At 64.2% G+C, this 12,016-nt stretch carries 13 protein-coding genes; 5 read left to right on the forward strand and 8 right to left on the reverse strand.

Annotated features, from left to right (window positions below):
* The first annotated feature begins 2 nt into the window (after nucleotides 1-2).
* The 5 genes from lepB to pdxJ all read left to right on the forward strand — a co-directional run bounded on the left by lepB (nucleotide 3) and on the right by pdxJ (nucleotide 4,080).
* A complete protein-coding gene (lepB, locus tag OKC29_RS17015) occupies nucleotides 3-926 on the forward strand; it encodes a signal peptidase I (protein ID WP_016349520.1) in 924 nt (307 codons plus the stop codon).
* Nucleotides 927-1,598, forward strand: coding sequence for a ribonuclease III (gene rnc / locus OKC29_RS17020; protein ID WP_044799232.1), 672 nt, complete (start codon nucleotides 927-929; stop codon nucleotides 1,596-1,598). It begins immediately after the preceding gene.
* Entirely contained in the window at nucleotides 1,595-2,494 is a 900-nt protein-coding gene (gene era, locus OKC29_RS17025; protein WP_011704750.1) for a GTPase Era, read from the forward strand. Before rnc ends, era begins: the two co-directional genes overlap by 4 nt.
* A complete protein-coding gene (gene recO / locus OKC29_RS17030; protein WP_039214654.1) occupies nucleotides 2,495-3,202 on the forward strand; it encodes a DNA repair protein RecO in 708 nt (235 codons plus the stop codon).
* 140 nt (nucleotides 3,203-3,342) lie between these two features.
* Complete coding sequence (pdxJ, locus tag OKC29_RS17035; RefSeq protein WP_073348923.1) at nucleotides 3,343-4,080, forward strand: pyridoxine 5'-phosphate synthase; 738 nt, start codon at nucleotides 3,343-3,345, stop codon at nucleotides 4,078-4,080.
* An 84-nt stretch (nucleotides 4,081-4,164) separates the two neighbouring features.
* Here the strand turns inward: pdxJ and ast are convergent, their stop codons facing one another.
* From ast to OKC29_RS17075, 8 genes are all read right to left on the reverse strand, one after another.
* Entirely contained in the window at nucleotides 4,165-6,075 is a 1,911-nt protein-coding gene (gene ast, locus OKC29_RS17040; protein ID WP_073348924.1) for a thermostable cytotonic enterotoxin Ast, read from the reverse strand.
* 102 nt (nucleotides 6,076-6,177) lie between these two features.
* Nucleotides 6,178-7,032, reverse strand: a complete 855-nt coding sequence (locus tag OKC29_RS17045) for a tagatose bisphosphate family class II aldolase (RefSeq protein WP_073348925.1) — start codon at nucleotides 7,030-7,032, stop codon at nucleotides 6,178-6,180.
* Complete coding sequence (nagA, locus tag OKC29_RS17050) at nucleotides 7,023-8,222, reverse strand: N-acetylglucosamine-6-phosphate deacetylase (protein ID WP_073348926.1); 1,200 nt, start codon at nucleotides 8,220-8,222, stop codon at nucleotides 7,023-7,025. The genes OKC29_RS17045 and nagA overlap by 10 nt, the downstream gene beginning before the upstream one ends.
* Nucleotides 8,223-8,657, reverse strand: a complete 435-nt coding sequence (gene agaF / locus OKC29_RS17055) for a PTS galactosamine/N-acetylgalactosamine transporter subunit IIA (RefSeq protein ID WP_010635027.1) — start codon at nucleotides 8,655-8,657, stop codon at nucleotides 8,223-8,225.
* Nucleotides 8,658-8,703: 46 nt separating this feature from the next.
* Nucleotides 8,704-9,582, reverse strand: a complete 879-nt coding sequence (gene agaE / locus OKC29_RS17060) for a PTS N-acetylgalactosamine transporter subunit IID (protein ID WP_073348927.1) — start codon at nucleotides 9,580-9,582, stop codon at nucleotides 8,704-8,706.
* Nucleotides 9,572-10,348, reverse strand: a complete 777-nt coding sequence (gene agaW, locus OKC29_RS17065) for a PTS N-acetylgalactosamine transporter subunit IIC (protein WP_073348928.1) — start codon at nucleotides 10,346-10,348, stop codon at nucleotides 9,572-9,574. Before agaW ends, agaE begins: the two co-directional genes overlap by 11 nt.
* Nucleotides 10,349-10,363: 15 nt before the next feature.
* Nucleotides 10,364-10,837 (reverse strand): PTS N-acetylgalactosamine transporter subunit IIB, encoded by a 474-nt coding sequence (gene agaV / locus OKC29_RS17070; RefSeq protein ID WP_005309404.1) that lies wholly within the window; start codon nucleotides 10,835-10,837, stop codon nucleotides 10,364-10,366.
* Nucleotides 10,837-12,006 carry an SIS domain-containing protein gene (locus OKC29_RS17075; RefSeq protein WP_017780936.1) on the reverse strand — a complete coding sequence of 390 codons (1,170 nt, stop codon included), beginning with the start codon at nucleotides 12,004-12,006 and terminating at the stop codon, nucleotides 10,837-10,839. Before OKC29_RS17075 ends, agaV begins: the two co-directional genes overlap by 1 nt.
* Nucleotides 12,007-12,016: the final 10 nt, after the last annotated feature.

The following is a 12,016-nucleotide window of genomic DNA, read 5'->3' on the forward strand; positions in this document are numbered from 1 at the left end:
AGATGGCAAGCACGTTTTCCCTGATCCTGGTGGTGGTCTGCGCGATCACCGGTGTTATCTGGTGTCTGGACAAGATGATCTGGTCCAAGCAGCGGGCCGCCAAGATTGCCGTGGCCCGTGCCCACGGCGGCGCCCATCTGGACGAGAAAACCCTGGCCAAGGTGGCGCCGGTGCCGGTCTGGATCGAGCAGACCGCCGGGGTATTCCCGGTCATCACGCTGGTATTGATCTTGCGTTCGTTCATCTTTGAACCGTTCCAGATCCCGTCGGGTTCCATGATGCCCACCCTGCTGGTGGGCGACTTCATCCTGGTGGAGAAGTTTGCCTATGGTCTAAAGGATCCGGTGACCAACACCAAGTTCCTCGAGACCGGTGAGCCCAAACGCGGCGACGTGGTGGTGTTCAAGTATCCGCTGGATACCCGGGTGGACTACATCAAGCGCGTAGTCGGCATGCCGGGGGATCGGGTCATCTATCGCAACAAGGAGCTGATGATCCGGCCAAAGTGCGATGAACAGGAAGGGAAAACGTGCCCGGGCTTCCAGAAGCTCGACGTCAAGTTTGAACAAAGGGGTGAATTTACCCAGATGGGGATCCCGCTTGACCGCTATACCGAGCAGCTGGGCGAGGTGTCTCACGAGACCCTGCGCAACCCGCTGATGCCCGATATGGTCGGCCGTTACTACCGCCAGCCCGGCACCTACCCAGACGAATGGGTGGTGCCGGAAGGCCAGTACTTCGTGATGGGTGACAACCGTGACAACAGTACCGACAGTCGTTTCTGGGGCTTCGTGCCCGAGCAGAACCTGGTCGGCAAGGCGGTCGCTATCTGGATAAGTTTTGAATTCGAGCGCGAAGAAGGCTCCCTGCTGCCAAGCTGGGTACCGACAGGGGTGCGCTTCAACCGCATTGGCGGAATCAAGTAAATGAATATCAAGATGAACAGACTGCAGTCCCGTCTAGGGCATGTCTTTCAGGATCAAGAACTGCTGACCCGGGCGCTGACTCACCGCAGCGCCGGTTCCCGTCACAACGAGCGACTGGAATTCCTGGGTGACTCCATTTTGAGTCTGGTGATTGCCGATGATCTCTTCCACCGCTTCCCGCAGGCGGCGGAAGGGGATCTCAGTCGCATGCGCGCCACCCTGGTGCGCGAGAAGACCCTGGCCGAACTGGGCCGGGAGTTCGACCTCGGGGATCACCTGATCCTGGGGCCGGGTGAGCTGAAAAGCGGCGGTTTTCGCCGTGAATCCATTCTGGCCGACACGGTCGAGGCGGTGATCGGCGCCGTCTATCTGGATACCAATCTTGAGACGGTACGGACGCTGCTGCTGGGCTGGTACGCCAGCCGCCTGGAGGAGATCAAACCGGGCATAGAGCAGAAGGATCCCAAGACCCGTCTGCAAGAAATTCTGCAGGGAAGCCGCAAATCCCTGCCGACCTACACTGTGACCAACGTCAAGGGCGAAGCCCACAACCAGGAGTTCACCGTCCAGTGTGACGTGGAAGGCCTGGATGGTCCGCTGGTCGGGGTCGGCACCAGCCGTCGCAAGGCCGAACAGGCCGCTGCGCAGCAAGCATTGGAAAAACTGTCATGACAGATACCACCTACTGCGGCTTTGTCGCCATCGTGGGCCGCCCCAATGTGGGCAAGTCCACCCTGCTCAACAAGCTGCTTGGCCAGAAGGTCAGCATCACCTCAAAGAAGCCCCAGACCACCCGTCACCGGATCTTGGGGATCGACACCGAGGAGAACTACCAGACCATCTATGTCGATACACCGGGTCTGCACATCGAAGAGAAGCGGGCCATCAACCGCCTGATGAACCGCGCCGCCACCAGTTCGCTGGGGGACGTGGCCATGGTGGTGTTCATGGTCGACGGGACTCACTGGACCAAGGACGACGAGATGGTGCTCGGCAAGCTGCGTCACCTCAAGTGCCCGGTGGTGCTGGCGGTCAACAAGATCGACAACGTCAAAGAGAAAGAGGATCTGCTGCCGCACCTCGAGTGGCTGGGTCAGCAGATGAACTTCGCCCACATCCTGCCCATCAGTGCCGAGAAGGGCACCAACGTGGAGAAGATCCGCGAGTGGGCCAAGGATCTGCTGCCGGAAAACGTTCACTTCTTCCCGGAAGACTACGTGACCGACCGTTCCTCCCGCTTCATGGCCTCCGAGATCATCCGCGAGAAGCTGATGCGCTTCACCGGTGAGGAGCTGCCCTACTCGGTGACGGTGGAGATCGAGCGCTTCAAGGTGGAGGAGAACGGTCTCTACCATATCCACGGCCTCATTCTGGTGGAGCGCGACGGTCAGAAGAAGATGGTCATCGGCAACAAGGGCGAGAAGATCAAGACCATCGGCACCGAGGCGCGCCTCGACATGGAACGGCTGTTCCAGAACAAGGTGCACCTGGAGCTGTGGGTCAAGGTCAAATCCGGTTGGGCTGACGACGAGCGCGCCCTGCGCAGTCTCGGCTACGGTGACGACTGATTGCTGACCCCGGCTTTCGTCATCCACAGTCGGCCCTATCGGGAGACCAGCCAGCTGGTCGAGGTTTTCACCCAGGATAGTGGTCGTTTTACTCTGGTGGCTCGCGGTTCCCGCGGGCCACGCTCGCCTCTGAAGGGGCTGTTGCAACCCTTTACCCTGCTCACCATCGCCTGGCGTGGCAAGGGCGATCTCAAGAATCTCACCCAGGTCGAGTGCCCGGATCACTCCCTGCGGCTCGGCGGCGATCGCCTCTTCTACGGCCTCTATCTCAACGAACTGGTCTACTACCTGCTGGAAGCCCACACCCCGTTCCCGGAAGTGTTTGACGCCTATGCCCGCGCCATCATGGCGCTGGCCGATGGCGAGACGCCGGAGCTGCCGCTGCGCCGCTTCGAATTCCTGCTGCTGCAGGCGCTCGGCTACGCGGTGGACTTCGAATATGCCGCCGACGATGAGTCGCCGATCCAGCCCGAGCTGCTGTACGGCTTCGAGCGTGAATTGGGCTTTGTCGCTTGCGAGCGGGCGCCGGATCCCCGTACCCTGTTTCTCGGCGCGCACCTGCTGGCCTTTGCCGAGGGGCGCTTCGACAGTCCGCCCCTGCTGCAGGCGGCCAAGCGTTTCAGCCGGCTGGCACTGCAGCCCTATCTGGGACGGCGCCAGTTGAAGAGCCGAGAGCTGTTTTTAAAACGCCGCAATAGCCTGGGTTAACCCCCCTACGGCGTTACCCGACATGGCAAGAATGTTACCTGGGTCCGATTACGCTGCGCTAATCGAACCTACAAGCTGATATACGGATATCCGCGCGGTAGCCGCGCAGTCAACAGATGAAGAGTTTCAAGGAGTCCTCAATGAGTGAAATCTATCTGGGTGTGAACATCGATCACATCGCCACCCTGCGCAACGCCCGCGGCACCCAGTACCCGGATCCGGTACAGGCCGCCTTTGTGGCCGAGCAGGCCGGTGCCGATGGCATCACTGTGCACCTGCGTGAAGATCGCCGTCACATCACCGACCGTGACGTGGAGATCCTGCGCCAGACCATCCAGACCAGAATGAACCTGGAGATGGCGGTGACCGAAGAGATGATCGGCATCGCCTGCCGCATCCAGCCCCACTTCGTCTGCCTGGTGCCGGAGAAGCGCACCGAGGTGACCACCGAGGGTGGCCTGGACGTGGCCGGCCAGCTGGACAAGGTGACTGACGCCGTGGCCCGCCTCGCAGCTGTCGGCGCTCAGGTATCCCTCTTCATCGATGCGGATCCGTTGCAGATCGATGCTGCCGCCGCGAGCGGTGCTCCCTTCATCGAGATCCACACCGGCCGCTACGCCGATGCCACCACGGATGCCGCGCGCAACGCCGAGTTCAAGCGCATCGCCGCCGGTGCCTCCTACGCCGCTGGCAAGGGGCTAAAGGTCAATGCCGGCCACGGCCTGCACTACCACAACGTCAAGGCCATCGCCGCCATCCCCGAGCTCTATGAGCTCAATATCGGCCACGCCATTATCGGCCGCGCCGCCTTCGACGGCCTAGCCAAGGCAGTCAGCGACATGCGCCTGCTGATGCAGGAAGCCCGTCAGGGGATCTGATCTGTCGGCAGGGGCTGAGCCCCGCGGCACGAAGAAAAAGGGACGCCACGGCGTCCCTTTTTGTCAGGTCAAACTTGGTCTGGGTCAGGACTTTTTCACAGCAGCGGGTTTGTCTCCGGCCGGGGTCAGCTCCAGGGTGATCAGCTCCAGCGGCGCCAGGGTGATGAGGCGGGGGGCATCGAGGGTGGCCGGTACGCTGGCATTGCTGCCGTAGCGTGGCTGCACCGTGAAGCGGGTGGCCTCGCCCGCCGGGATCTCCAGCTGGCGCTGAGGCTCCAGCAGGAATGTCTGCGGCTGGCTGGAGGGGTTGCGCAGGGTGATGAAGGCGCGGCTCGGACTCCAGGCCGCCCAGCCATACACCGCCAGCAGGGTGGGGTCGCCGCCGATCCAGTGGCTATCGAACAGCACGGCCTGATTCTGCTGTGACCAGAGGGCCGCCTTGGCCAGCAGGTCCCAGTTCTGGCCGCTCAGCAGTTCCGGCGTGAGATAGAGCTCCTGCAACTGGGTGCCGGTGGCGAAGTAGCTCCAGGCCTGATCGGCGAAATCCTGCGGTGACTGCCGATCCAGGTGTTTGGCCTGTTTGGCATAGACCAGCCCGTGCAGCATCAGGGAGTTGAGCGGGAACAGGGGGCCGTTCTTGACGATGGATCGATAGGTCTCGGCATCCCGGTAGGTGATCCACTGCTGCACCCTGGAGCCGGGTCCGTAGAAGTTGATGTCATCGCCGCCGCGCCAGATGGAGTCGGCAAAGAACAGCCAGGCGGGGGAGGCGGTGGTGCCGGTGGTCAGGTTGATGAACACCTTCGGATTGGCGGCCCGCGCATCTGCAATCAGGTGGATGGCGGCATCGAAGTCGCTGGTAAAGCGACTCCCCTCGATCAGCTTGTCCGCATTGCCGGTCCCGTCGAACTTGAAGTGGGTGACCCCCTGATCCTTGATGAGCGACATCACCTTCTGGTGGAAGTTCTGGTAGTAGACCGGGCCGGAGAGGGCGAACTTGCCATCGCTCAGCTCATAGCCGAACTCGGCGGCATGGGAGACCCGCTCATCCCTTGGCTTGTTGTAGCCACCCCAGGGGGAGAGCCAGATCCCGAGCTGGGCATGGTAGCGTTCGGCCGCACGCTTGAGCTTGCTGAAGCCGTTGGGGAAGTCCTTGCTGAAGCCCCAGTTGCCCAGTCGATCGTCCCAGCCGTCGTCAAACAGAAAGCCGTTCATGGGCACTCCGCGCCGGCTGATCAGCGCCTCGCCGAACTGATCGATGCGCTTGAGTGCCTCGGCCTCCGTGTAGGGATTGAAGAAGCCGATGTCGAGCCAGGAGTTGTAATGCAGGTAGGGGGCGTAGGGGCGATCGCGGGCCTCGTTGAGGAAGCGGTTGAAGTCGCGCCTGAGCTGACCCCCGCCAAAGGTGCCGACATAGGTGCGATAGCTGAGCGGCTTGCCTTCGGCGAGCGGCAGCTTGAGCGGGATCAGCTGGCTGACGCCACCCTCGTAGGCCCGGGTATTGACCAGCGGATTCTGGGGGGTAATGAAGAAGCTGTCGCTGACGATGGGCGAGCTGTTGATGGCGCCATAGACAAACGGTGCCTGGGAGTGGAAGGGAAGCATGGAGAAGCCGTTGATCTTTTTGCCGTTCTTGAGGGTGTCAAGGGCAAAGTCGATGCTGGCGTAGCGCTTGTCCCGGCCCAGCCGGATGGCGCTCTTGACCACGAAGTCGGCATTTTCCAACGCCATCTCGATCCGGTCATCGCTCTTGGTAAATGCGGTGACCTTGAAATCGGCGGAGGGGGTCAGCCGATCATCCGCCCCCTTGATGTCGAACAGGTTGTCAGAGCGAATGAGATCGCCGTTGGCGGTATTGGTGAAGGTCAGCTCCCGGAACTTGCCGGCATCGGTCTCGACCTTGATACGGTACTGGTCACCCTCCAGCGACAGGGTTTCGGCCTGGGCGAAGGGGGTCAGCATGAGCAGCAGCGTCATGGCGGTACGTGCGTGCATGGTTGTCTCCACGTGTTGATGTGAGTGAGGTGTGAGTCGGCAGAACCTCGTCTGTGATACCGGGATGGAGGCGGGCTCGCCGCAGCGGGCCCGGCTCGGGGATTACAGCTTGCCGTCGCTCATGCACATGCGGATCTTGGCGGCGACCACCTCCTCCATGGCGGCCATGGCGGGCACCAGATACTGGCGCGGGTCGCTGGCGTCGGGGTGGGAGGCCAGGAACGCCTTCATGGCGTCGGAGAAGGCGATCTTGAGCTCGGTGGCCACGTTGACCTTGCACACCCCGAGCTCGATGCAGCGGCGCACGTCCCGGTCGGGAATGCCGGAGGCGCCGTGCAGCACCAGCGGCACCGCTACCCTGGCCCGGATGGCGGCGAGGCGCTCGAAGTCGAGGCGCGGCTCCTCCTTGTAGAGGCCGTGGGCCGTGCCGATGGCGACGGCCAGGGAGTCGATGCCGGTGCGCGTCACGAACTCGGCCGCCTTGTCCGGGTCGGTCAGATGGGCGTTGGCGGCGTCCACGATGAGGTCATCCTCCTGTCCACCGAGCTGGCCCAGTTCGGCCTCCACGCTCGCCCCCATGCGGTGGCAGAAGGTGACGACCCGCTGCACCTTGGCGACGTTCTCCTCGAACGGCAGATGGGAGGCGTCGATCATGGCGGAGTGGATGCCGGCCTCGACCTTGTAGTGGATATCCTGCTCGTCCTCGTGGTGATCCAGATGCAGCACCAGCGGGATGCGGTACTGATGGGCAGCCGAGGCGCAGATGGAGACCAGGTATTCGACCCCGGCGTGGCGGTAGGTACCCGGCGTGGCGGCCAGGATCACCGGGGAGTTCAGCTTGGCGGCGGTGCGGGCCACCACCTCGACGGTCTCCAGGTTGTGGATGTTGAAGGCGGGCACCGCATAGCCGCGGCGCTGGGCATCTTTAAGCATTTCATGGGACGAGATCAGATACATGAGGACTCCTTGGCACCCTGGTGGGCACCAGCTTCAGGGAAAGAGAGCGGGGTAAGGGCGGGGAGGATCTTCCGGCCCGTCACCCAGATATGTTGTTGATTGAGTTCCGCAGTCAGGGCGAGCAGGTTGGCCTGCTTGCCGACGGCCAGCGAGCCGAGGCGATGTGCCATCCCCAGCAGCCGGGCCGGTGCCAGCGAAGCCATGCGGATGGCCTCCTCCAGCGGCACGCCGGCCAGCTGCACCATGTTGCGCACGGCGCCGAGCAGGGTGAGGGTGCTGCCCGCCAGGCCGCCGGTGTCGGTGCGCACCACCCCGTCCTTCATCTCCACCCGGTAGTCGCCGAGCAGGTAGTGACCGTCCGGCATGCCGGCGGCGCGCATGGCATCCGTGATGAGCAGCAGGCGATCCCTGGCGCAGCAGTGACAGAGTCTGAGCACGCTCGGATGGACGTGGTGGCCGTCGGCGATGAGCTCCAGCCAGGCATCGGGATGCACCAGCCCCGCGCCGACCATGCCGGGTTCTCTGTGGTGCAGGCCGCGCATGCCGTTGAAGCAGTGCACCAGCCCGGAGGCTCCCGCCGCCAGTGCCGCCATGGTGGTGTCGTGGTCGGCGGCGGAGTGACCCAGCATCACCCGGATGCCGGCCTGCTTGAGATGACGGATGGCGGCCAGCGCCCTGGCCTTCTCGGGGGCGAGGGCGACCACCTTCAGGGTGCCTCGCGCCACCTGTTGCAGCCGGTCGAGCTCCGCCAGATCCAGCTCCCGGAACAGGGCCGGGTCATGGGCACCCTTGTTGTCCGGGGTGAAGTAGGGCCCCTCCAGATAGCTGCCGAGCAGCTGTGCACCCGGCAGGGGACTGGCCATGGCATCGGCGATGCGACTGAGGGTGCTAAGGATGGCGGGCAGCGGAGCGGTGACCGTGGTGGCGAGGAAGGCGCCCACCCCTTCTGCCGCCTTGGCAAGGGAGAGGCGGGCCAGGGCGTCGGCCGCCTCATCCATCACGTCGACGCCGGCCCCGCCGTGGACGTGGCCATCAATGAGGGCGGGCACCAGCAGCTCGACCTCCCGCTCCGGGTCGTCGGCCGGGATGGGGTCGATGGCGGTGATGACGCCCGCTTCATGGGTCAGTACCTGATGTGTCAGCCAGCCCTGCTCGGTCAGCAGGCGGCGGGCGCGGATCCGCTCTGCCATCTAGATCCCCTCCTCGGCCAGCGTCTCGGCCCGCTCGCGCGCCAGCTCGTCCACCAGGCTGGTGAGGCCGCGATGACCGCAGCACAGCGCCTGTTCACGAAACTGGGACGGGGTCAGCTCGCCGCGCTCCATCACCATCTCCAGCAGCAGCTGCAGATTGGTGCCGGTGACCACCTCCCGCCCGGGTTGGCGCAGCGCCAGGGTGGAGGCGACCCGAAACGGGGTTCCCCCCAGCAGGTCGGTCAGAAAGACCACGCCATCCCCTCGTTCAACCTGAGTCAGGGCGGTTTCGCACTGATCCTGCAGCAGGGCCGTGGTGGAGGACTCGGGAAAGTCGATGGCGACCACCGCCTCCTGCTCGCCGAGGATCTGCAACATGGCCTGTTCCATGCCGCTGGCGAAGCCGCCGTGTCCGCAAATGATGATGCCCAACATAATCTGTTCCTTTACAGCAAAGGGCCGGCCTGGTGCCGGCACCGGATTAGAGGAAGCCTGCAAACTTGCCGACGATGCCGAGCACGACCGTGATGACGATGAGGCGCAGCGGGCTCCAGCCGCGGCGGATCAGCCCATACATGGCCAGGGTGTAGAGCAGCGGCAGGAAGGCGGGCATCAGCTTGTCGAGCACGTCCGCCTGCAGCTTCACCACCGCATCGCCGGCAGTGATCTCCAGGGTGGTGCCGAGCCGCACATAGGTGGCGACCAGGGCGCCGATCACCGTCATGCCGACGATGGAGGCGGCATGGCCCACCTTGCGGGTGTTGGCCTTGATGAGCGGAATGGCAGCCACCCCCATGCGGTAGGCGTAGTGCGCCAGCCCGAAGCGCAGGCCGAAGTGCACCAGGTTGAACAGCAGGAAGAAGACCACAGCCCCCATGATGGAGCCTTGCAGGGCCAGGTCGGCGCCGATGCCGCCGCAGATGGGCAGCAGGGTGAGCCAGAACATGGCATCGCCGATCCCGCCGAGCGGGGCACCGACCGCGATCTTGGTGCTCTGGATGCTGTTGACGTTCTGCTTGGAGCGCTCCATCGCTAGCACTATCCCCATCACGAAGGTGACCAGGAAGGGGTGGGTGTTGAAGAAGCCCATGTGGCCCTTCATCGCCCGGGAGAGATCCTTGGGGTTGGTGTGGATCTTTTGCAGTGCCGGCAGCAGGCCGTAAAGCCAGCCGGAGGCCTGCATCCGCTCGTAGTTGAAGGAGGCCTGCAGCAGTAGGGAACGCCAGGCGAAGCGGTTGATGTCCTGGCGGGTCAGCTCGGCCCCGAGGTGCTGATCTTCGTAGACGTCGTCGGAGACGGCGCGGGTCGGTTGCGGCTCGGCCGCCTGGGCCAGCCGGGTGGCGGTGTTGTTAGATGCCATCTTCGGTTTCCTCCTGGATGGGGCGGGTTTGTGGCGCCGGGTCCTTGCGCATGAAATCGATCAGAGCCATGGCCAGGGCGGCCGCTGCGATGGCCAGCACCGGCAGCTTGAGCCAGGCGGCGGCGACGAAACCGAGGATGAAGTAGGGGATGTAGACGTTCTTCATCATGATCTTGAGCAGCACGGCGAAGCCGATGGCGGGCATGATGCCGCCGGCGACGCCGAGGCCGTCGATGAGACGGGCGGGCAGCACGTCGATGGCGGTCTTGGCGTGTTCGGCCCCGAAGTAGGTGGGCAGGAAGGCACACAGGAAGTAGAAGGAGCCGAGCGCCAGCAGCGCCAGGTAGTTGACCCGCTCGATGCCGCGCACATCCCCCTGTTCCGCCATCCGGTCACAGCGGGACATGACCCCCGACATCACCGAGAAGAGGAAGGTGATCCCCATCTGGACCGCCACCGCGAACGGCACCGCGACCCCGACCGCCACATCCGGCTTGACCCCGGTGGTGATGGCGAAGGTGGCGCCGACTATGGTGCCGATGATGACGTTGGGCGGCTGGGCGCCTGCCAGCGGGGCCAGCCCCATCCAGACCAGCTCCAGGGTACCGCCCACCAGAATGCCGGTGGGCAGGTCGCCGAGGATCAGGCCCACCAGCGGGCCCAGTACCACGGGCCGGTGGAAGTGGGTCAGGCCGTTGAACAGGTCAAGCCCGGCGAAGAACGCCAGCATGCCCAGCAAGAGCCCTTGCAACAAACTGATTTCCATCACAATTGTCCTTAATCAGATGAGGTTGAAAATGTCCTGTGCCGGTTCGGTCGGCACCCCCTGGACAAAGCAGGCGACGTGGGCGTCCTGCAGGGCGCGAAACGCCGCTATGTCCGACTCGTCCACCGATACCGTCTTGTGGATCTGACGCTTGCCGTCGGCGTAGTGCATGTTGCCGACGTTGATACGGGGGATGGGCACCCCGCCCTCCACCAGGGTGCGAAAGTCCGCCGGACTCTTGCACACCAGCAGGATCTTCTGGCGATCGGCGGCCTTGCCGATGTTGTCGATCACCTTCTGCAGCGGCCAGAAGCGCACTGCGATGCCCTCCGCCAGCACCATCTCCATCAGGTTCTGCTGGATGGGGTCCTCTGCGACTTCGTCATTGGCTACCAGCACCAGATTGGCACCGGCGAAGCCGACCCATTGCACGCCGACCTGACCGTGGATCAGGCGCTCGTCGATACGGCTCAGCACTATGTTCGGCATCAGACGCCTCCTTGCTGGTTGAACGGATAGATGTTGACCCCCTGCACGACCCGGTTGACCCGCCCGCTCGGGCAGGGATTGTCCGGGGTGATGCCCAGCACCAGCGCGGTGTGGAAGGCGTAGTACTGGGCGTAGAGCAGGTAGCAGAGCGCCAGCTCGGCGTCGTCACCGTTGAGGGGGGTGGGCAGGTAGATGTGTTCGCCGGCGCTGATGAGCGGATCCGGCCGGTCGGCCAGGGCGACCACCCGGGCGGCATGGCCGTCCTGGCGCAGCTCGCCGAGCAGGTCCAGATCGTACTGGCGGGTATAGGGATCGTTGGACACCATCAGCACGATCAGGGTCTGCCGATTGATGGCCGACTTGGGCCCGTGGCGAAAGCCGGTGGGGGAGTCGTGCATGGCCATCACCTGGCCGGCGGTGAGCTCCAGCAGCTTGAGGGCCGCCTCCTGGGCCACCCCCTGCAGGCTGCCACTGCCAAGGTAGATGACCCGCTCCGGCAGCGGTCGATCCCACTCGGGCACCTTCAGCTCGGCCTGGGGCAGGATGGCGTCCCCCAGCGCGATGAGCGGCTGGCTGGCGATTGGGTTGAACTGGCGTGGCAGGAACACCGCCAGGCAGCTCAGCATCATGCTGGTGAGGCTGCTGGTCATGGCAAAGCTGCGGTCGTGGGTCTGGGGCGGCATCAGCAGCGCCAGGGAGCGGGCATCCTTCTGACAGCGGCGATAGAGTTCCCCCTCACCGTTGCAGGTCAGCACCAGGTGGTGGCACTCGCTCAGCAGCTGGCTGGCCAGCTCCACTGCCGCCACGCTCTCCGGGCTGTTGCCGGAGCGGGCGAAGGAGATAAGCAGGGTCGGGCAGTCCTGTGCCAGGTATTCGCCCGGATCGGTGACGATGTCGGTGGTGGCGATCGCCTCGAAGCGGCCGTTGAGGCGGGCACTGAGATAGGGGGCGAGGGCGCGGCCGGCAAAGGCGGAGGTGCCGGCTCCGGTCAGGATCACCCGCAGGTTGCCCCGCGACAGCAGGGGCAGCAGGAAGCGCTCTATGGTGGCGCGGCACTCCTCCACCATGGTGAGGGTCTCCCGCCAGGTGGCGGGTTGCTGGCGAATTTCACGGGCGGTGGCCAGGCCGTTGGCCGACCGCAGCGTCTCTTCTGGATAACCAAGGATCATCTCTACAACT

This window comes from Aeromonas sp. QDB34, assembly GCF_027705405.1.
Classification (GTDB): Bacteria; Pseudomonadota; Gammaproteobacteria; order Enterobacterales; family Aeromonadaceae; genus Aeromonas; species Aeromonas hydrophila.

Excerpts from the sequence above, each read along its gene's own strand:
- agaF (WP_010635027.1), bottom strand. The coding sequence starts at position 8,657 with ATGTTGGGCATCATCATTTGCGGACACGGCGGCTTCGCCAGCGGCATG.
- OKC29_RS17045 (WP_073348925.1), bottom strand. The coding sequence starts at position 7,032 with ATGTATCTGATCTCGTCCCATGAAATGCTTAAAGATGCCCAGCGCCGC.
- agaE (WP_073348927.1), bottom strand. The coding sequence starts at position 9,582 with ATGGCATCTAACAACACCGCCACCCGGCTGGCCCAGGCGGCCGAGCCG.
- rnc (WP_044799232.1), top strand. The coding sequence starts at position 927 with ATGAATATCAAGATGAACAGACTGCAGTCCCGTCTAGGGCATGTCTTT.
- pdxJ (WP_073348923.1), top strand. The coding sequence starts at position 3,343 with ATGAGTGAAATCTATCTGGGTGTGAACATCGATCACATCGCCACCCTG.
- ast (WP_073348924.1), bottom strand. The coding sequence starts at position 6,075 with ATGCACGCACGTACCGCCATGACGCTGCTGCTCATGCTGACCCCCTTC.
- OKC29_RS17075 (WP_017780936.1), bottom strand. The coding sequence starts at position 12,006 with ATGATCCTTGGTTATCCAGAAGAGACGCTGCGGTCGGCCAACGGCCTG.
- nagA (WP_073348926.1), bottom strand. The coding sequence starts at position 8,222 with ATGGCAGAGCGGATCCGCGCCCGCCGCCTGCTGACCGAGCAGGGCTGG.
- lepB (WP_016349520.1), top strand. The coding sequence starts at position 3 with ATGGCAAGCACGTTTTCCCTGATCCTGGTGGTGGTCTGCGCGATCACC.
- agaV (WP_005309404.1), bottom strand. The coding sequence starts at position 10,837 with ATGCCGAACATAGTGCTGAGCCGTATCGACGAGCGCCTGATCCACGGT.
- era (WP_011704750.1), top strand. The coding sequence starts at position 1,595 with ATGACAGATACCACCTACTGCGGCTTTGTCGCCATCGTGGGCCGCCCC.
- agaW (WP_073348928.1), bottom strand. The coding sequence starts at position 10,348 with ATGGAAATCAGTTTGTTGCAAGGGCTCTTGCTGGGCATGCTGGCGTTC.